15 protein-coding genes are annotated in these 19,455 nt (G+C 59.8%); 14 read left to right on the top strand and 1 reads right to left on the bottom strand.

The features are described from left to right. Positions 1 to 29 precede the first annotated feature (29 nt). Positions 30 to 350, bottom strand: coding sequence for a hypothetical protein (locus ACSPX5_RS06915; RefSeq protein WP_169430005.1), 321 nt, complete (start codon positions 348 to 350; stop codon positions 30 to 32). Positions 351 to 490: 140 nt separating this feature from the next. On the opposite strand from ACSPX5_RS06915, the gene ACSPX5_RS06920 reads away from it, so the two are divergent. From ACSPX5_RS06920 to ACSPX5_RS06985, 14 genes are all read left to right on the top strand, one after another. Then, complete coding sequence (locus ACSPX5_RS06920; protein ID WP_439821258.1) at positions 491 to 2,617, top strand: TonB-dependent receptor family protein; 2,127 nt, start codon at positions 491 to 493, stop codon at positions 2,615 to 2,617. A gap of 148 nt (positions 2,618 to 2,765) precedes the next feature. Next, entirely contained in the window at positions 2,766 to 3,722 is a 957-nt protein-coding gene (locus ACSPX5_RS06925; RefSeq protein WP_439821259.1) for an AraC family transcriptional regulator, read from the top strand. A gap of 141 nt (positions 3,723 to 3,863) precedes the next feature. After that, positions 3,864 to 5,219, top strand: a complete 1,356-nt coding sequence (gene benA, locus ACSPX5_RS06930) for a benzoate 1,2-dioxygenase large subunit (RefSeq protein WP_439821260.1) — start codon at positions 3,864 to 3,866, stop codon at positions 5,217 to 5,219. Further along, positions 5,219 to 5,707 carry a benzoate 1,2-dioxygenase small subunit gene (gene benB, locus ACSPX5_RS06935; RefSeq protein ID WP_439821261.1) on the top strand — a complete coding sequence of 163 codons (489 nt, stop codon included), beginning with the start codon at positions 5,219 to 5,221 and terminating at the stop codon, positions 5,705 to 5,707. The genes benA and benB overlap by 1 nt, the downstream gene beginning before the upstream one ends. A gap of 46 nt (positions 5,708 to 5,753) precedes the next feature. Beyond that, on the top strand, positions 5,754 to 6,761 hold the full coding sequence (benC, locus tag ACSPX5_RS06940; RefSeq protein WP_439821262.1) for a benzoate 1,2-dioxygenase electron transfer component BenC: 1,008 nt from the start codon (positions 5,754 to 5,756) through the stop codon (positions 6,759 to 6,761). Between the two features lie 27 nt (positions 6,762 to 6,788). Next, complete coding sequence (locus ACSPX5_RS06945) at positions 6,789 to 7,550, top strand: 1,6-dihydroxycyclohexa-2,4-diene-1-carboxylate dehydrogenase (RefSeq protein WP_207867793.1); 762 nt, start codon at positions 6,789 to 6,791, stop codon at positions 7,548 to 7,550. 22 nt (positions 7,551 to 7,572) lie between these two features. Next, on the top strand, positions 7,573 to 8,694 hold the full coding sequence (locus ACSPX5_RS06950) for a muconate cycloisomerase family protein (RefSeq protein ID WP_439821263.1): 1,122 nt from the start codon (positions 7,573 to 7,575) through the stop codon (positions 8,692 to 8,694). Positions 8,695 to 8,712: 18 nt separating this feature from the next. Further along, positions 8,713 to 9,003, top strand: coding sequence for a muconolactone Delta-isomerase (gene catC / locus ACSPX5_RS06955; RefSeq protein WP_439821264.1), 291 nt, complete (start codon positions 8,713 to 8,715; stop codon positions 9,001 to 9,003). A gap of 41 nt (positions 9,004 to 9,044) precedes the next feature. Beyond that, on the top strand, positions 9,045 to 9,959 hold the full coding sequence (catA, locus tag ACSPX5_RS06960) for a catechol 1,2-dioxygenase (protein WP_439821265.1): 915 nt from the start codon (positions 9,045 to 9,047) through the stop codon (positions 9,957 to 9,959). A 321-nt stretch (positions 9,960 to 10,280) separates the two neighbouring features. Continuing rightward, the gene (locus ACSPX5_RS06965; RefSeq protein WP_439821266.1) at positions 10,281 to 10,796 is read left to right on the top strand and encodes an Hcp family type VI secretion system effector; all 516 of its coding nucleotides are present in this window, start codon (positions 10,281 to 10,283) and stop codon (positions 10,794 to 10,796) included. A gap of 127 nt (positions 10,797 to 10,923) precedes the next feature. Then, positions 10,924 to 13,830: a type VI secretion system Vgr family protein gene (locus tag ACSPX5_RS06970; protein ID WP_439821267.1), complete on the top strand. Its 2,907-nt coding sequence runs from the start codon at positions 10,924 to 10,926 to the stop codon at positions 13,828 to 13,830. Beyond that, positions 13,827 to 18,548 (top strand): RHS repeat-associated core domain-containing protein, encoded by a 4,722-nt coding sequence (locus tag ACSPX5_RS06975; RefSeq protein WP_169430017.1) that lies wholly within the window; start codon positions 13,827 to 13,829, stop codon positions 18,546 to 18,548. Before ACSPX5_RS06970 ends, ACSPX5_RS06975 begins: the two co-directional genes overlap by 4 nt. An 8-nt stretch (positions 18,549 to 18,556) precedes the next feature. After that, positions 18,557 to 18,997, top strand: coding sequence for a hypothetical protein (locus ACSPX5_RS06980; protein WP_169430018.1), 441 nt, complete (start codon positions 18,557 to 18,559; stop codon positions 18,995 to 18,997). 86 nt (positions 18,998 to 19,083) lie between these two features. Further along, positions 19,084 to 19,347: a PAAR domain-containing protein gene (locus ACSPX5_RS06985; protein WP_169430019.1), complete on the top strand. Its 264-nt coding sequence runs from the start codon at positions 19,084 to 19,086 to the stop codon at positions 19,345 to 19,347. Positions 19,348 to 19,455 lie beyond the last annotated feature (108 nt).

Below are 19,455 nucleotides of genomic sequence, written 5' to 3' on the forward strand. Positions count from 1 at the left end.
TCAAGAGCATTTAAATCAAGCCCCGTTCACTAGGTGCGTTGCAAGGCTCGCGACACGTACATTTTGGTAATCATTGACACCATCTCTTTCGCCCCGAAACAACGGAAGTAAAAGCAGCCGTAGTCGGTTTCCAGACACACAATCTTGGTCATGAACCCCCATTCCAGGCTGACCTTTCGAATCGATGCCATGGGGATTTCAATATCCAGAGCCCCGTCCTGAACCATACGGTTCATGGCATTGGCGTTCATGAAAATCGTGGAGTGGGTCACCGTTACCTTCCCGCCAACCCAGAGTCCGCCGGGGGCCAGAAAATTGACCAGTTTCGTCTTCAATACTGCTTCGGCCATCCCTGCATCTCCCTCGTTCAAATCACAATTCAGCATTTCAGCCGCCTGTTTACCTGACAAAAAACAAAATCACCATGTGTTTACTTCGTTCATTCATACGTCGCAGTTCTCACTGCCCGTTTCTGTCTGGAGTTCTTTCGATGCCCTCGCTCAAAACACTGCCCGCTGCATTGCTGGGGCTGGCCCTTGCTTGTCCGGTGGAAGCCGAGTCTCAGGGCATGGAGTTGGGGCAAGTGCTGATCGGGGCTGAAGACCAGAGCGGCGAAGACCTTTCGCTGGAGGAGGCCAAGGCCCGGTTGGCACAGGTGCCCGGTGGCACCGACGTGGTCGATATGCGCCGCCCGATGCAGGGGCGGGTGGCGAGCAATCAGGATGTGCTGGCGTATCAGCCGGGGGTGTATGCCCAGTCGGCGGGCAATGAGGGGGTGAAAATCTCGATTCGTGGTTCGGGCATCAATCGGGCTCCCGGTGCTCACGCGTCGGGGCTGTACACGATGCTCGACGGCCTGCCGCTGACCGGTCCCGGCGGCACGCCTTACGAGTTGCTGGAGCCGCTGTGGCTCGATCATGTGGAAGTATTGCGTGGTGCCAACGGCTTCGATCGTGGTGCGCTGGCCCTTGGCGGGGCGGTCGATTACGTCAGCCACACCGGCTACAACGCGCCACTGCTGAATGTGCGCTACGTCATGGGCAGCCACGGCTATGCGCAACGGCAAGTCAGCTCGGGCCAGGTGCTCGGCGATTTCGATTACTACCTGTCGATGACCGATGCGCACTCCGACGGCTATCAGGATCACACCGCCAGCAAGAGCCAGGGCGTGATCGCCAACTTCGGTTATCGCTTCAATCCGAATCTGGAAACCCGCTTCTACATTCGTCACCGCGAGACCGACAACGACCTCGCCGGGCGAGTGACCAAACACTCCATCGAACACGATCCGCGCGCGGCCAACCCGGCCTACGTGACGCGCAACGACAGCCGCGATCAGCCGGGCAGCACCTTCATCGGCAACAAGACCACGTACTACATCGACGACGATTCGAGCATCCAGACCGGCCTCGTTTATCACGATTACCCGATGGACCTGCGCGAAGGTCCCAACCGCCTGAAGGTGGCGTACACCGATGTCAGCGGCACGTTCGACTACAAGCGCCGCGATACCCTCTGGGGGATGGAAAGCAACAGCACCGTGGGCCTGCGAGTGACCAAACACCTGCCAAACGACGGTGCCAGCGAACTGGTGCGGATTCCCGGCGGCAACACCGCTGGTTATACGCCGGGCACGCACATGCGCAACTTCACTTATCAGGGCTCAGATTCTGTCCTGCATGTGGGCAACGACCTGGAAATCGCCAACGACCTGTGGCTGACCACCGGCCTCGCCGCGATCTACACCCGCCGCGAAAGCGCCGTGACCTACCCGGAAGGTGGCGGCAAAACCAGCCTCGGCGACTGGGATTACGCGCCGCGCCTGGGCTTGCGTTATCAGGTGACGCCGGACCTGCAACTGTTCGGCAACCTCAGCCGCTCCGTCGAAGCGCCGCATCCGTGGTCGCTGATCTACAGCTCGAACGTACGGTTCCCGGCCGGCAGCGGTGCGGCCACCGGCACTCAGCGCGACCCCATCAAACTGCAGAACCAGACCGCGACCACCCTGGAACTCGGCGGCCGTGGCGACAGCGCGCTCGGCGAATGGAGCCTGGCCTGGTACTACGCCCAGGTGCGCCACGAATTGCTCTCGGTATTGCCGGACGCCAACGCCACCACGCCTTACGAACTCAATGCCAGCCCGACGGTGCATCAAGGTATTGAAGCCAGCCTCAACAGCAACCTGTGGTCAGCGAACGATGGCGGCAAGTTGAGCCTGCGCCAGGCCTACACCTTCAGCGACTTCCATTACCGCGATGACGACCGCTTCGGCGACAACCGCCTGCCGGGCTTGCCGATGCATTACTACCAGGGCGAATTGCGTTACGACTTCCCGCAGGGCTTCTTCGCGGCGGTCAACACGCAACTGGTGTCGAAAGTCGCAGTGGATTACGCCAACAGCTACTACGCCGATCCTTACGCCACCTTCGGCGCGACCCTCGGTTACAACGCGCCGAAAGGCGACTGGCAGACCTGGCTGGACATGCGCAACCTGACCGACAAACACTACGCCGCTACAGTTACGCCAGGCTATGACGATAAAGGACTGGACGCCGCACGCTCCACGCCGGGTGAGGGGATGGCGATGTACGTCGGGGTGTCGTGGAGTCTGCTTTGATCTCACGACAGAACGGTGATTGAAACCGTTCGATCACCGGACAGCCAAACCTTCGTCCAATTGCCCGATCCTGCTTGCCGGCGTACTGTGACCGGTGATGGCGTAAACCGTGACCATCACCATAACGACAAGATCGAGTGCCCTGCCCATGGACAGCCGCCTGCTGAGCGACCGCAGCAGCGTGTTTCGCCACGCTGACCCGTATGCCGTCTCCGACTATGTGAACCAGCACGTCGGCCAGCATTTCATCGGACTGTCCAAAACCACCCACCCGCAAGCCAGCCTCAACCACCGCAAACTCGCCGACCTCGATCTGTGCCGCATCAGCTATGGCGGCAGCGTTCGCGTCACGTCGCTGGCGCTGGAAACCGTGTATCACCTGCAAGTCTTGCTGCAAGGCAACTGCCTGTGGCGCGGGCACAAGCGCGAGCAACACCTGGTGCCGGGCGAATTGCTGTTGATCAACCCGGACGATCCGGTCGACCTGACCTATTCCGACGATTGCGAGAAATTCATCCTCAAGGTGCCGGTCAGCGTGCTGGAGTCGGTGTGCGACGAACAGCGCTGGCTGCATCCAGCCGGGGGCATCCGGTTCCTGCGCAATCATTACCGGCTCGACGAGCTGGAAGGGTTTACCCACCTGCTGGGCATGATCTGCCAGGAAGCCGAAGCCAGCGATCCGTTGTTGCGGGTGCAGGAGCACTACGCGCAGATCGTCGGCAGCAAACTGATCTCGCTGATGCGCACCAATGTCAGCCGTGAATGCCTGAGTTCGCCGAGCGTCAGTTTCGAGCGGATCCTCGACTATATAGAGCGCAACCTGAAGCTGGATCTGCCCGCCGAACACCTGGCGGCCCAGGCGAACATGAGCCCGCGTTCACTGTATGCGCTGTTCGAACGCCAGCTCGGCGTGACCCCGATGCAATACATCCGCCAGCGCAAGCTGGAACGCATTCATGCCTGCCTCAGTGATCCGAGCTGCCCGGTGCGCAACCTCACCGAACTGGCGCTGGACTACGGCTTCCTGCACCTGGGGCGTTTCTCCGAAAGCTATCGCCAGCAGTTCGGCGAATTGCCGTCCGTGACCTTCAAACGCCGCCACTGAATTCCCGCCCCGAAATAATCTGAAGCACCTGCCGCGCCGTCCTGCACAAAACGGATAGCGCTCTGCAGGATTCGGATATTGCCGCCCGCGTTGCCTCCCTAATCTGACTTGGCCTGAACAATAACAATGGAGGCCCCGGCCATGTCCCTGGGAATCGACTACCTCAATGCCATGCTTGAAGAGGATCCCGAAAAGGGTGCCTACCGCTGCAAGCGGGAGATGTTCACCGATCCACGGCTGTTCGAACTGGAGATGGCGCACATCTTCGAAGGCAACTGGATCTACCTCGCCCACGAAAGCCAGCTCCCCAACGTCAACGATTTTCTGACCACCACCATGGGTCGCCAACCCGTGTTCATCGCCCGTAACAAGGCTGGCGAACTCAACGCCTTCCTCAATGCCTGCAGCCATCGCGGCGCCATGTTGTGCCGGCACAAGTCCGGCAACCGTTCCAGCTATACCTGCCCGTTCCACGGCTGGACGTTCAACAACAGCGGCAAACTGCTCAAGGTCAAGGACCCGAGCGAGGCCGGCTACCCCGAAGGCTTCAACTGTGAAGGCTCCCACGACCTGACCAAAGTCGCGCGTTTCGAATCCTATCGCGGCTTTCTGTTCGGCAGCCTGAACGCCGATGTGAAATCCCTCGCCGAGCACTTGGGCGAGTCAGCCAGGATCATCGACATGATCGTCGATCAGTCACCCGAAGGCCTTGAAGTGCTGCGCGGTTCCAGTTCCTACATCTATGAAGGCAACTGGAAACTCACCGCCGAAAATGGCGCCGACGGTTATCACGTCAGCTCCGTGCACTGGAACTACGCCGCCACTCAAAACCAGCGTCAGCAGCGCGACGCCGGCGAAGAAATCAAGACCATGAGCGCCGGCAGCTGGGCGAAGAAGGGCGGCGGTTTCTACTCGTTCGATCACGGCCACTTGCTGCTCTGGACCCGCTGGGCCAACCCCGAGGACCGCCCGGCCTACGAGCGTCGCGATGAACTGGCCCGGGACTTCGGCCAGGCCCGCGCCGACTGGATGATCGAGAACTCGCGCAACCTGTGCCTGTACCCCAACGTGTACCTGATGGATCAGTTCAGCTCGCAGATCCGCATCGCCCGGCCGATCTCCGTCGACAAGACCGAGATCACCATCTATTGCATCGCGCCCAAAGGCGAAAGCGCGGAGGCCCGAGCCAAACGCATCCGCCAATACGAAGACTTCTTCAACGTCAGCGGCATGGCCACCCCGGATGACCTCGAAGAATTCCGCTCGTGCCAGACCGGCTACGGCGCCGGGCGCGGCTGGAACGACATGTCCCGTGGCGCGACCCATTGGGTCGAAGGCGCGGACGCGGCGGCCAAGGAAATCGACCTCAAGCCCTTGCTGTCCGGCCTGCGCACCGAAGACGAAGGCCTGTTCGTGCTGCAACACAAGTACTGGCAGGAAACCATGCTCGAGGCCGCCGCCAGGGATAAAAACCTGATCCCCGTGGAGGCTGTGTGATGAGCAATCTCTACGACACCGTGCGCGATTTCCTCTACCGCGAAGCGCGTTATCTGGACGACGGCCAGTGGGATCAATGGCTGGAACTCTACGCCGCCGACGCCAGTTTCTGGATGCCGGCCTGGGACGACCACGACACCCTGACCGAAGACCCGCAAAGCGAAATCTCGCTGATCTGGTACGGCAACCGTGGCGGCCTCGAAGACCGGGTATTCCGGATCAAGACCGAGCGCTCCAGCGCGACCATCCCCGATACGCGCACCTCGCACAACCTGAGCAACATCGAGATCGTCGAGCAGGGCGAAGGGCAATGCCAGGTGCGCTTCAACTGGCACACCCTGAGCTTTCGCTATCAGGTCACCGACAGCTACTTCGGCAGCAGTTTCTACACCCTCGACCTGCGCGGCGAACAGCCGCTGATCAAGGCCAAGAAAGTCGTGCTGAAGAACGATTACGTCCGTCAGGTCATCGACATCTATCACATCTGATCGAGACGGCGGCGAGCCGGGCTCGACGCTGTGAGCGAGGTGCACCATGAGTTTCCAGATCGCACTGAATTTCGAAGACGGGGTCACTCGTTTCATCGAGGCCTCGGGCCACGAAACCGTTGCCGACGCGGCGTATCGCCAAGGCATCAACATCCCGCTGGACTGCCGCGACGGTGCCTGCGGCACCTGCAAGTGTTTCGCCGAGGCCGGGCGTTACGACATGGGCGACAACTTCATCGAAGACGCCCTGAGTGAAGACGAACTGGCCCAGGGTTACGTCCTGACCTGCCAGATGCGCGCCGAAAGCGACTGTGTGGTGCGGGTGCCGGTCGGCTCGCAGATGTGCAAGACCGAACAGGCGAGTTATCAGGCGTCGATCAGCGATGTCCGGCAGCTCTCCGAAAGCACCATCGCGCTGTCGCTCAAGGGCGAGTCCTTGAGCAAACTGGCGTTCCTGCCGGGGCAATACGTCAACCTGCAAGTGCCGGGCAGCGAGCAAAGCCGGGCCTATTCCTTCAGCTCGTTGCAGAAGAACGGCGAGGTCAGTTTCCTGATCCGCAATGTCCCCGGCGGCTTGATGAGCAGCTTCCTGACCGGGCTGGCCAAGGCCGGCGACAGCCTGAATCTCGCAGGGCCGCTGGGCAGTTTTTACCTGCGCGAGATCAAGCGGCCGTTGTTGCTGTTGGCGGGCGGCACCGGGCTGGCGCCGTTTACCGCGATGCTGGAGAAAATCGCCGAGCAGGGCAGCGAGCATCCGGTTCACCTGATCTACGGCGTGACCAACGACTTCGATCTGGTGGAGCTTGACCGCCTCGAAGCCTTCGCCGCGCGTATCCCGAACTTCAGCTTCGGCGCTTGTGTGGCCAATCCGCAGAGCCGGCACCCGCTCAAGGGCTATGTCACCCAGCACATCGAACCGCGCCACCTCAACGAAGGCGACGTCGACGTGTACCTGTGTGGCCCGCCGCCGATGGTCGAGGCGGTCAGCCAGTACATCCGCGAACAGGGCATCACGCCGGCGAATTTCTACTACGAGAAATTCGCGGCGGCCTGAGTCTTCTTTCTGAATGTCGAGGTTGTCATGAACAACAGATTCGCCAACAAGGTCGCGCTGGTCACCGGCGCGGCGCAGGGCATCGGTCGCCGGGTGTGCGAGCGATTGCTGGAAGAGGGCGCACACGTCGTCGCCGTCGACCGCTCCGCACTGGTTCACGAACTGCAAGGCGAGGGCGTTTTGTCGCTGACCGCCGACCTTGAGCAATACGCCGATTGCGCTCGGGTGATGAGCGCCGCCATCGATGCTTTCGGGCGCCTGGATGTGCTGGTCAACAACGTCGGCGGCACCATTTGGGCCAAGCCGTTCGAGCACTACGAAGTCGAGCAGATCGAGGCCGAAGTGCGCCGCTCGTTGTTCCCGACGCTGTGGTGCTGCCATGCCGCATTGCCTTACATGCTCAAGCAGGGGCGCGGCGCGATCGTCAATGTATCGTCGATTGCGACCCGCAGCCTGAACCGCGTTCCCTACGGCGCGGCGAAGGGCGGGATCAACGCGCTGACTGCCTGCCTGGCTTTCGAGAATGCCGAGCGCGGGATCCGGGTCAACGCCACCGCACCCGGCGGCACCGAAGCGCCGCCCCGGCGGATTCCGCGCAACAGTGGCGAACAGTCCGCGCAGGAGCAGGCCTGGTATCAGGAAATCGTCGCGCAAACCCTCGATAGCAGCCTGATGAAACGCTACGGAACCCTAGACGAACAGGTCGGCGCGATCCTGTTTCTGGCCTCGGACGACGCCTCCTACATCACCGGCGTGACCCTGCCGGTCGGTGGCGGTGACCTCGGTTGATCACGCTTGAATGGACACTGAAATGAACCGGATCCTGATTGAAAACCTGTCAGCGGTCATCGTCGACCTGCCGACCATCCGCCCGCACAAACTGGCGATGCACACGATGCAGAACCAGACGCTGGTGATCCTGCGCCTGCGTTGCAGCGACGGTATCGAAGGCATCGGCGAAGCCACCACCATTGGCGGCCTGGCCTACGGCTATGAAAGCCCGGAAAGCATCAAGGCCAACATCGATGCACACCTGGCGCCGGCGCTGATCGGCATGGACGCGGACAACATCAACGTCGCCATGCAGAAACTCGACAAGATCGCCAAGGGCAACACCTTCGCCAAGTCCGGCATCGAGAGCGCATTGCTCGACGCCCAAGGCAAACGCCTTGGTTTGCCCGTGAGCGAATTGCTCGGCGGCCGGGTCCGCGACAGCCTCGAAGTGGCCTGGACCCTGGCCAGCGGCGACACCGCTCGGGACATCGCCGAGGCCGAACAGATGCTGGAAGCGCGGCGGCACCGGATCTTCAAACTGAAGATCGGCGCCAACCCGCTGGAGCAAGATCTGAAACACGTAGTGGCGATCAAAAAAGCTTTGGGCGAGCGCGCCAGCGTTCGGGTCGACGTCAACCAGTATTGGGACGAGTCCCAGGCAATTCGCGGCTGCCAGGTGCTCGGCGACAACGGTATCGACCTGATTGAGCAGCCGATCTCGCGGGTCAACCGCTCCGGGCAGATTCGCCTGAACCAGCGCAGCCCGGCGCCGATCATGGCCGACGAATCGATCGAAAGCGTGGAGGACGCCTTCAGCCTTGCTGCCGACGGCGCCGCCAGCGTGTTCGCCTTGAAGATCGCCAAGAACGGCGGCCCGCGCGCCGTGTTGCGCACCGCGCAAATCGCCGAAGCCGCCGGCATCGCTGTGTATGGCGGCACCATGCTCGAAGGCTCCGTCGGCACCCTGGCCTCGGCCCATGCGTTCCTCACCCTCAGGCAACTGACCTGGGACACCGAGCTGTTCGGCCCGCTGTTGCTGACCGAAGACATCGTTACCGAGCGCCCGCAGTACCGCGACTTTCACCTGCACATTCCACGCACCCCGGGCCTGGGCCTGACGCTGGATGAACAGCGTCTGGCGCGTTTTCGCCGGCACTGATTCCCCAAGGAGAACGCCATGCTGTTCCACGTAAAAATGACCGTGAAATTGCCCGCCGACATGGACCCGGCCATTGCCACCAAGCTCAAGGCCGACGAGAAGGAACTCGCCCAGCGCCTGCAACGTGAAGGCCAGTGGCGCCACCTCTGGCGCATCGCCGGGCACTACGCCAATTACAGCGTGTTCGACATGCCCAGCGTCGAAACGCTGCACGACACCCTGATGCTGCTGCCGCTGTTTCCCTACATGGACATCGAGATCGACGGCCTCTGCCGCCACCCCTCGTCGATCCACTCCGACGACCGCTGAGCCCGGACTCGACCCCACAACAACAAGATGAGGTGAACACCATGACCGTGAAGATTGCCCACACTGCCGAACTGCAAAAATTCTTCGAAGAAGCCGCCGGTTTTGCCAACGATGGCGGCAGCTCGCGTCTGAAAACCATCGTCCTGCGGATGTTGCAGGACACCGCCCGGATCATCGAAGACCTTGAGATCAGCGAAAACGAATTCTGGAAAGCCGTCGATTACCTCAACCGTCTGGGCGGCCGCTCCGAAGCCGGGTTGCTGGTGGCGGGCCTCGGCCTCGAGCATTTCCTCGACCTGTTGCAGGACGCCAAGGATGCGCAGATCGGCTTGACCGGCGGCACGCCGCGCACCATCGAAGGCCCGTTGTACGTGGCCGGCGCGCCGCTGTACGAAGGCGAATGCCGGATGGATGACGGCAGTGAGGAGGGCGTCGCCACGGTGATGTTCCTCGAAGGCCAGGTGTTCGATCCGCAAGGTCAGCCGTTAGCGGGTGCCACGGTCGACCTGTGGCACGCCAACACCAAAGGCACTTACTCGTTTTTCGATCAGAGCCAGTCCGAGTACAACTTGCGCCGCCGGATTATCACCGACGCCGAAGGTCGCTACCGCGCCCGCAGCATCGTGCCGTCCGGCTATGGCTGCGACCCGCAAGGCCCAACCCAGGAATGCCTGAACCTGCTTGGCCGCCACGGCCAGCGCCCGGCTCATATTCACTTCTTCATTTCTGCACCGGGGCATCGGCACCTGACCACGCAGATCAATTTGTCGGGGGACAAATACCTGTGGGATGACTTTGCGTATGCGACCCGTGAAGGGTTGGTCGGGGAAGTCGAGTTTTTGGAAGATGCAGCGGGACGTCGCGCTGAATTGAAGTTCGACTTTCAGTTGCAGCAGGCGCCGGATGCGGCGGCGCAGCAGCGCAGTCAACGGCCAAGGGCGTTGCAGGACTACTGATTCCGGAGCTCTCTTCGGATTGGCTGAACTGCGCAAAAAGTTGCGCAGTTGTTCGTAATAAAAGCACGGTGAAAACCGCTGGAGGCCTTGTCTTTAAAGGCCTGCAGCCAAGTGCGCAAGAAGTTGCACAGTACTGCGCAACTTCTTGCGCACTTTTTCGCTGTTTCCTACAGAAAAAATTGGAAAATTCCCACGAGAGCTTCGTAAACCCTTGATGGGTAATGGCCATGTGATTGCTGGCACGACTTTTGATAACTCCTTCGCTACCTGGGCAGGCAATCACGCCGTCCGGTTCTGTCTATCGAGCAAGGAGCACACCCCATGGCAACACCCGCGTACATGTCGGTTACCGGCGAAAAACAAGGCTTGATCACTGCCGGCGCCTTCACCGCCGACTCCGTTGGCAACACCTACCAGGAAGGCCACGAAGACCAGGTCATGGTTCAGGCGTTCAGCCACGACGTGATCATCCCGCGTGACCCGCAATCCGGTCAGCCAACCGGTCAGCGCGTGCACAAGCCAGTTGTGATCACCAAGGTCTACGACAAGGCTTCGCCGCTGCTGCAAGCAGCTCTGACTTCCGGCGAGCGCATGAGCGAAATCGTTATCCAGTGGTACCGCACTTCGGCTCAAGGTACCCAGGAGCACTACTACACCACCAAACTGGAAGACGCGATCATCGTCGCCATCAACAACAAAATGCACAACTGCCAGGACCCGGCGAACGCCCACTTCACTCATCTGGAAGAAGTGCAGTTCACCTACCGCAAAATCACCTGGACCCACGAAGTATCCGGTACTTCGGGTTCCGATGACTGGCGTGCTCCGGTCGTTTAATTACGGCTGATCGTTTTACTGTCTCGGCCAGCGCTGCTGGCCGAGATCATGAATTTCAAAAGAATTTTTTGCCGCCAGATCCTTATCGATCTGGCGCGCATCGCAGCACTGTGCGAGGGACAAGGGAATGTTCTCACCGGCCAACCAGCCCCATTTCAATTTGACCATCGATGGCGCGGACAGCGATTTTCAGGTGCTGTCGTTCACCGGTCGGGAAGCCCTCAACACGCCCTTCGAATTCGAGCTGGAACTGGTCAGCGAAAAGGCCTCGATCAACCTCGAAAGCCTGCTGCACAAACTGGCATTTCTGCAGCTGTCGCCGAGCGGAACCGGGATCCACGGGCTGATCTACAGCATCGCCCAGGGCGAGGCGGGCAAGCGCCTGACCCGCTACAAGATCTCGCTGCGCCCGCAGCTTTCCTACCTCGCACACCGCTTCAACCAGCGCATCTTCCAGCAGATGACGGTGCAGCAGATCATCAGTCAGGTGCTGGAAGAACACGGCATTCTTGCCAGCGACTACCACTTCCAACTCAGCGCGGTGTATCCCGAGCGCGTCTACTGCACGCAGTACGATGAAAGTGACCTGCATTTCGTCCAGCGCCTGTGCGAAGAGGAGGGGATTCACTACCACTTCCAGCACACATCCAGCGGCCACAAACTGACCTTCGGCGATGACCAGACGGTGTTCCCGAAACTCGCGCCCGTGGCCTATCAGCAGGACTCCGGGCTGGTGGCGGACAAGCCGGTGGTCAAGCGTTTCGGCCTGCGTCTGGCCACCCGCACCAGCCGCACCACGCGGCGCGATTACGACTTCGTCAAACCGAAGATCGAGCTGGAAAGCGACGCCAAAAGCAGCGCCCAACCGGATCTGGAAGACTACGATTACCCGGGCCGTTTCGTGGACCGCGAACGTGGCAAGCACCTGGCCAACCGCAACCTCGAACGCCATCGCAGCGACTATCGCCTGGCCGAGGGCAACAGCGACCAGCCGATCCTGGTCACCGGACATTTTCTGGCCCTGACCGACCACGCCAACCCGACGTGGAACGACCTTTGGCTACTCACGGAAATCTTCCACGAAGGCAAACAGCCGCAAGTGCTGGAAGAGTCAGTGACCAGCGACACCACCGACCACAAGGACGATTTCCATCAGGGCTATCGCAACCGCTTCAACGCGATCCCGTGGGACGTGCCGTACCGCCCGCCGCTGGATCACCCGAAACCCAAAGTCCTCGGTTCGCAAAGCGCCGTGGTCACCGGTCCCGAAGGCGAAGAAATCTTCTGCGACCAGTACGGCCGGGTGAAGGTGCAGTTCTTCTGGGACCGCGAAGGCCAGCACGACGACAAGACCACCTGCTGGATGCGCGTGGCCTCCAGCTGGGCGGCGGAAACCTTTGGCTCGATCAACATTCCGCGGGTCGGCATGGAGGTGCTGATCACCTTCCTCGAAGGCGACCCCGACCAGCCGCTGATCACCGGTTGCCTGTACCACGGCGCCAACCTGCCGCCGTACAAACTGCCGGACTTCAAGACCCTGGCCACGGTCAAGAGCAAGGAATACAAGGGCAGCCGCGCCAACGAACTGCGCATCGACGACACCACCAGCGAGATCAGCATCGCGCTGCGCAGTGACCACGGTGCGAGCGCGATCAACCTGGGTTACCTGACCCATCCGCGTCCAAGCGGCGGCCAGCCGCGCGGCGAAGGTTTCGAACTGCGCACCGACCGCCACGGCGCCGTGCGTGCCGGCGCCGGTCTGTTGATCACCACCGAACCACGCCCGAACGAATCCAAACACCACAAGGACCTGCCGGAAACCGCCGAGCGCCTGGCCACCGCCAGCGATCAACAGGACGGTTTCGCCACGCAGGCCAAGGAACTTCAAGCCCAGGAAGCCGGCGATCAGGACGACGTGGCCAAGGCCTTGCACGCGCAGCATCAGGGCGTGCTTGGCTCGGGACCGGCGAACCTCACCGCCAATGAATTTCCCGAGTTCACCGAGCCGCATCTGGTGTTGGCGAGCCCGGCCGGCATCGCCCTGACCACACCGCGCTCCAGCCACATCGCCACCGGCGAACACCTGGCGCTGAGCAGTACCGGTCACACCAGTTTTTCCATCGGCAAACGCCTGCTGGCCAGTGCCAGTCGCGGCATGCGGCTGTTCGTGCAGAGCATGGGCTGGCGGCTGGTGGCGGCGTCCGGCGACATTGACGTCAAGGCGCTCAAGGACAGCATCAACCTGCTGGCCAAACTCAACATCACCGCCAACGCCGACCGCATCACCATCACCGCCAAAACCGAGCTGGTGATCCAGGGCGGCGGCAGCGCCACGACCTACAACGCCGGCGGCATCACCCACGCCACCAGCGGCCCGTACACCGCCCACGCGGCGAACTTCGCCTACACCGGCGCCAAAAGTCTGGCCGGCGTGTTCCCGGAACCGCCGAAACCGGGCAAGGGCAACCTCGAATTGTTCAACCAGTACGCCGGCCGCCAGGGCATCAAGGACGGCGACTACGAAGTCATCGATGCCTTGGGCAAAAGCATCAAGGGCAAGCTCGACGCGAAGGGGTTCGCCAGCGTCGCCGGCGCCGCACCGGGCCCGGCACGGGTGCTGTTCGGCAAGGATCCTGCGGACACCTGGAGCGAAGGCAGCTACATCGGCAAGCCGGAATGGCCGTTGAATCCACCGGGTGCGGAAGACATTCCGAGCCAAGTGCAAGCCATGGTGGCGCAGGCGTTGCCGAGCAAGAACTGGGACATGTTGGAAAAGGGCAAGGAATTGGCACAGACAGGGATGGGTGCAATGCAGACCGCGCAAGGTGCGATGCAAACGGCGCAGCAGGTGAAAGGGGCAGTGCAGGGCGGGGTGGCCGGACTGCCGAAACTGGCGAGTGCGGCGATGCCGAGTGCGTCGGGGATTCTCGGGGCGGCGAGCAAAGCGGGCAAGTTGCCAACGCTTCCGGCTCCAGCCCTGCCAAAAGCTTCCTTGAAAACCCCGGGCCTGCTGGCGGGAGAGGTGTTGTCATGACGACTGGATCCGATGGTGCGAAAACGCGTGAGCCGCAAGTCGCGGTGGTGCCACTCAACACGATCGATATTCAGGATGTCGGACGCGGCGCTGCCAAATTCGATGCCTGGTTGCAGTCCATCAGCGGCGGTGTCGTCACACTCGATCGGGTCAAGAACGTCGCGGGTGCTCTTCCTGTCGTGGGCAACATCATGGCGTTGGTTGATGCCCTTGGAGACATCGTCACCCTGGCCAAAAGCAAACAGCGTCAAGTGCTGGATTGGGTCAGCCTGGGTATCAACCTGATTGGTGTATTGCCTGCGCCACCGACCATGGCTTCTGCGCGCATGACACTACGCCCGACCCTGGGGTTGGTGCGTCAGGAGCTGCGTAACAGCGCCAAGATGCTGCTGGGGGACTCTCTGATTGAAGTGTTGATCGGGCATCTGAACGCGACCATCGTCGGCACCATCGATGACTTCGTCAAACAGGCACAACCCAAACTGGCGGGCATTCTCGACGACGCTGGAAAACTGGGTCAAAGCGCGGTGAACGAGATCGCCAAGGGCCTGGAAAAGGTGGTCAATGGCAAGCTCGATGCGAAGGGAGACCTCAATGCGGCCGGTTCGAAAATCACGGCGGCGCGCGGTCAGTTGTTGCATGACCCCAAGGCGGCTATCAGCAACATTTTCGGTGCCGCTTTCAGTGCCTACAAGGCTGCAGGCAAAGGCGTTGCCAACAGTGCCGCCAAGAACTTGCTGCCGGAGAAAGCCAAGGCTCTGGTACTGAGCAACACATCGATGCTTCGCACGCTGGGGGTGGAGCTGCAATCCCAGATGAAAAAGCTTGGTGACCCGGGCGTTCAGCATTCCATCGGCTGGCTGTTGCAGATGTTGGCGGGCTCGGTAGTAACTTGGCGCAAACGTCGCTCTCATGGTCAGGCCGCCAGTGTCAAACCGGGGGCCACGAGCAAGGCAGAACAACGCGCCGGCAAAGGCCAACTGGAGTTGCAGCAAAGCCAGGTTCGAGCCCGTTCTGATGCCAGTGATTGCAAGAATCGCGTCCCGACAGGCACGAAAAGAAACATCAGCTTTGCACGCGGCACGGAAACCATCACCCACACGGATTTCCGTTTGCCGGGCCCGTTTCCCGTCGTCTGGAACCGTACTTATTACTCGAATCTGGAGGCCTACGACAAAGGCAGCCTAGGTGCTCGCTGGATCAACGAGTTCACCACTCGTTTCGATTATGTGGATGACGGGTTGGTCTTTCATGCGGCCGATGGCCGAAGTCATGAGTATGCGTTGCCCAAAGTCGGCGATGCCCATCATGACCCGATTGAAAACCTGACTCTGATTCGCTCAGGTGAAAATCAATTGCTGCTGTGCCGCGGTGTCGAGAGAAAGGAGACCTACGTGCGTCGTGGGGCACGCTTTCTGCTCGCCGGCATCGAGCTGCGCAGCGGTGCTGGAATCATGCTGCACTATGAGCACATGCATGGTAATGAACCGGTGCTCTCTGACCTGCTCACCTATCAGGGGGACGTTACAAAGGTTCATCTACAACTCGGAACACTGATCGATGACCACGGACGTCTGACAGGTTTGTGGGAGATCGCCGATGGCATTCCTCAGCGCCAACTGTGTGCCTATCACTATGATGCGTTGGGCGATCTGGTTCAGGCACGGGATGAAAACGGTTATGCCTGGAATTATGAATTCCGCAGCCATCTGATCACGCGATACACCGACCGGACCGGGCGGGGCATGAATTTGCAATGGCAGGGGGACGGCTCCGATGCCAAAGCGATTCGTGAATGGGCGGATGATGGAAGCTTCGATACTCGACTTGAGTGGGACGAAAACATTCGTCTGACCTACGTCACTGACGCTCACGGCAATGAGACCTGGCACTACTACGACATTCTTGGCTACACGTACCGTATCCGTCATCCGGATGAGCGTTCGGAATGGTTGTTCCGCGATGAGGCCAAAAATGTCGTGCGACATGTCCACACCGATGGAAGCGTTGATCGGTTCAGCTACGACGAGCGTGGCAATCTTCTCGAACACATCCGTGCCGATAACACCGTAGTGCATTACGCATACGATGATCTGGACCAACTGATCAAGGTTAGTGATGCAGAGGGCGGACAGTGGACCAGAGCTTATGACGACAGCGGCAATCTTGTGGAAGCTGTCGATCCTCTGGGTAACAAGACGGAGTACACCTACACATCTGCCGGCTATCCGGAGACCGTCAAGGATGCTAACGGAGCAGAGAAGAAATTCGAATACAACGATGCCGGTCAGTTGACCGGGTACACCGATTGTTCCGGCAAAACCAGTACCTGGGAGTACAACGGCCTGGGTCAGTTGATTTGCTTTACCGATGCGGCAGGGCAAAGCACCGAGTATGAGTATGTGGCAGGTCAACTGGTGTTGATCAGGCATCCGGACAAGTCTGAGGAGCGTTTCAGTCGCGATGCCGAAGGGCGACTGTTGGCCCATGTCGACGGCCTGAACCGCTGCACCACCTGGAACTACAGCGCCGCCGGCCTTATCGCCGAGCGAGTGGATGCGGCTGAGCAAACATTGCGCTATCGCTGGGACCGTCTCGGTCGTTTGACCGCTTTGGAGAACGAAAATGAGCGTAGCGCCCATTTTCACTACGATCCGATGGGGCGGTTATTGGAGGAAACAGGTTTCGACGGCCATATTACGCGCTACCAGTACGACACTGAATCAGGTCGTTTGAGCAGCAAGCTTGATGGCGAGCGGCGAGTGGCTTTCCAATTCGACCTGATGGGCCGCCTGATAGAGCGCCGTGCGAGTCTGGGCGAACAGGTACAAAGTGAAACATTTGCCTACGATGGCAACGGCAATATGACACTGGCTGAAAATGATCACAGTCGCTTGCAGTGGTTCCACGATCCGGCGGGCAACCTGCTGCGTGAACATCAGCATTATCTGAGTCTGGAGCAGCCTCGGATCGCAGTCTGGCAACATGAATACGATGCCCTGAATCAGCGGGTAGCGACTGTGCGTCCGGATGGCCAAAGAGTCAGTTGGATGACCTACGGCAGCGGGCACTTGCTGGGATTGAAAGTGGATGACCACGAGTTGCTGGCCTGGGAGCGTGATGATCTGCATCGCGAAATCGCCCGTCATCAGGGCAACCATTTATTGCAGACGCAGAAGTGGGACCCGGCTGGGCAGTTGCAGGAGCAATTGTTGGGTCGCAGCGATGACAAGCGCACGTTGCTCAAGCGTGAATATCAATATGATCCTGCGGGCCAACTGATCCTTCTCAACGACACGCGACGCGGGCCGCTGACGTATCAGTACGATCCGGTGGGGCGCCTGATCAAGGCGGCGAGTCGACAGGGTGTGGAAACTTTCGCCTTTGATCCTGCCGGTAACTTGCTTGATGAGCCGGTTGAACAGATGCGCCGACCTCTGGATCAGGACCCGATGCGTAGCAAGCGGGTGGATAACCTGCTGCGCGAGTACTCGGGTACCCACTATGAATACGATGATCGAGGCAATCTGATACAGCGTTGGCACAACGGCAGTATCGCCAGAATGCGCTGGGATTTGTTCGACCGTTTGGTTCACTTTGATGATGCCCGACTGGAAGTCGAGTATGCCTACGATGTATTGGGACGCCGCCTTTACAAGAACTCGACTGCGCATTTCAAGCGACGGCCTGAAGCCGGCTCACAGTGGAACGACAATGAGTTTGTCCGCAAGCAGCGAGAGTCGGGTTGTGGTTTCACATTGTATGGCTGGGACGGCGATACGCTGGCCTGGGAGAGCAGTCCGGCTCTGCTGGATGGTGATCCCGGACGCACAGTGCATTACATCTATGAGCCGGGTACTTACATTCCGGTTGCGCAAGCTTTGCGACACCAACCAATCATTCTGATGGGGCAGCCTGACTTCAGCGGCGAGTATCAATTGGAGGACGACCCGGTGTGGAATCACGTACCTGTGGCACTGCCAATCGACGTGTTGAGTTGGTATCAATGCGACCGAATGGGGGCGCCTCTGGAGTTGACCGACCAGAATGGCGAAATAGCCTGGAGCGCTCAGTACAAGGCATGGGGGAGCGTGTCTGAGCAGCGTTCGCCAATGGCGCAGCAACAGGGTATTGGCAACCCGATTCGCTTCCAGGGGCAATATCACGATCATGAAACGGGGCTGCATTACAATCGTTATCGTTATTACGATCCGTTGATTGGACGCTTCATCAGCAAAGATCCCATCGGTTATGACGGTGGGTTGAACCTCTTTGTATATGCGCCGAGTCCACTGGGCTGGATTGACCCGCTAGGCTTGGCAAGATGTCCGTGTGCCGATCTGAAGAAAGGCAACCCTGAAGGAACCGGGCCATTCAGAGGTGGATCTTACGGAGGCACCACGGCCTCGGGGATCGAGTCGCATCACATGCCGGCAGACAGCACCAGTCCGATTAAGAGAAGCCAGGGGCCAGCAATACAAATGGAGCCCTATGACCATAGCCAAACAATGAGTCACGGCCACCAGGGTAATCCCGGAAAAGCCTATCGAGCTCAGGTTCAGTCAAAAATCGAAGTGGGAGACATGAGAGGTGCAATGGCGATGGAGATCAGAGATGTGCGCCGTGTAGCCACTCAGGTCGGACAACCCAGAAAGTACAATGAAGCAATGCAAGAAATGCTGGCGTATGCCAAGTGCCGTAAATTTCTGGATAAGTGAGAGAAACCATGAATGATCAAGCGTTCAAAGTGTGGCGAGATAAACTGGTTTCATTGGATCGCTACGAGAACCCGGAAGATGCTCGTGAGTTCTCGGCGCTCGTGAGCAGTGTCCGCGACGAACTCGATGCAAAAACCATTGATGCACTACTGTCGACCTTTTGCGATGAAGACGACTACGGTGTGCAAGAGCGCGTGGTGGGTGTTCTTGATCATGCTGAAGCGGGCGTTTTTGCTGAAAGGCTTGCGGTGAACTTCTCAACGTTGCAAAGACAGGCAAGTGGCAAGGAATGGCCTCTTATTCTGATCGGTCGTGTCGTGAACTCGGACAACGCAGAGAAGATCAAGGCGATTGTCGCGGCTGCGAAGAAGTCCCCGGATCTTGACGCCTTTATTCGAAGTGATGAGTTCCTGGATGAGTATCCGGAGATCGAAAGCTACTTCCCCTGATACGACTCAAGGCCCGCCGTTTTCACGTTTGATGGGTTCGACGGCCCCATTTGGCATGCCAGAAGTCAGGTCAAAGGAGAGACAACATGAAAGACGCAATCCGCCTCGGCGACTCCACCACCCACGGTGGCAAGGTCCTCGAAGCCTTCTCCCAAACCAACCTCAACGGCAAGCCGATTGCCGGGGTCGGTCACAAGGTCAGTTGCCCATTGTGCAAAGGGGTATTCCCGATTGCCGAGGGCAGCAGCACCTACACCGTCGATGGCACACCCATTGCGCTGGACGGTATGAAAACAGCCTGTGGGGCGGCGCTGATTGCCAGCGGGCCCAAAGGGGCCGTTGTCAGCTAAATCGATATTTGTAATTGCCGTCTCCATGACGCGGCCTTTTCGGCGCGTTATTTGAACAAGACATGCTTCACCCAAAACATGCTTCACCTCAAAAAGAGCTCAAAACGC

This window comes from Pseudomonas sp. HLG18 (genome assembly GCF_051903985.1).
Classification (GTDB): domain Bacteria; phylum Pseudomonadota; class Gammaproteobacteria; order Pseudomonadales; family Pseudomonadaceae; genus Aquipseudomonas; species Aquipseudomonas fluorescens_BT.

Bases quoted from the DNA above. Each gene is read 5' to 3' on its own strand.
- ACSPX5_RS06915 (WP_169430005.1), bottom strand. From the start codon at position 350: ATGGCCGAAGCAGTATTGAAGACGAAACTGGTCAATTTTCTGGCCCCC.
- ACSPX5_RS06920 (WP_439821258.1), top strand. From the start codon at position 491: ATGCCCTCGCTCAAAACACTGCCCGCTGCATTGCTGGGGCTGGCCCTT.
- ACSPX5_RS06925 (WP_439821259.1), top strand. From the start codon at position 2,766: ATGGACAGCCGCCTGCTGAGCGACCGCAGCAGCGTGTTTCGCCACGCT.
- benA (WP_439821260.1), top strand. From the start codon at position 3,864: ATGTCCCTGGGAATCGACTACCTCAATGCCATGCTTGAAGAGGATCCC.
- benB (WP_439821261.1), top strand. From the start codon at position 5,219: ATGAGCAATCTCTACGACACCGTGCGCGATTTCCTCTACCGCGAAGCG.
- benC (WP_439821262.1), top strand. From the start codon at position 5,754: ATGAGTTTCCAGATCGCACTGAATTTCGAAGACGGGGTCACTCGTTTC.
- ACSPX5_RS06945 (WP_207867793.1), top strand. From the start codon at position 6,789: ATGAACAACAGATTCGCCAACAAGGTCGCGCTGGTCACCGGCGCGGCG.
- ACSPX5_RS06950 (WP_439821263.1), top strand. From the start codon at position 7,573: ATGAACCGGATCCTGATTGAAAACCTGTCAGCGGTCATCGTCGACCTG.
- catC (WP_439821264.1), top strand. From the start codon at position 8,713: ATGCTGTTCCACGTAAAAATGACCGTGAAATTGCCCGCCGACATGGAC.
- catA (WP_439821265.1), top strand. From the start codon at position 9,045: ATGACCGTGAAGATTGCCCACACTGCCGAACTGCAAAAATTCTTCGAA.
- ACSPX5_RS06965 (WP_439821266.1), top strand. From the start codon at position 10,281: ATGGCAACACCCGCGTACATGTCGGTTACCGGCGAAAAACAAGGCTTG.
- ACSPX5_RS06970 (WP_439821267.1), top strand. From the start codon at position 10,924: ATGTTCTCACCGGCCAACCAGCCCCATTTCAATTTGACCATCGATGGC.
- ACSPX5_RS06975 (WP_169430017.1), top strand. From the start codon at position 13,827: ATGACGACTGGATCCGATGGTGCGAAAACGCGTGAGCCGCAAGTCGCG.
- ACSPX5_RS06980 (WP_169430018.1), top strand. From the start codon at position 18,557: ATGAATGATCAAGCGTTCAAAGTGTGGCGAGATAAACTGGTTTCATTG.
- ACSPX5_RS06985 (WP_169430019.1), top strand. From the start codon at position 19,084: ATGAAAGACGCAATCCGCCTCGGCGACTCCACCACCCACGGTGGCAAG.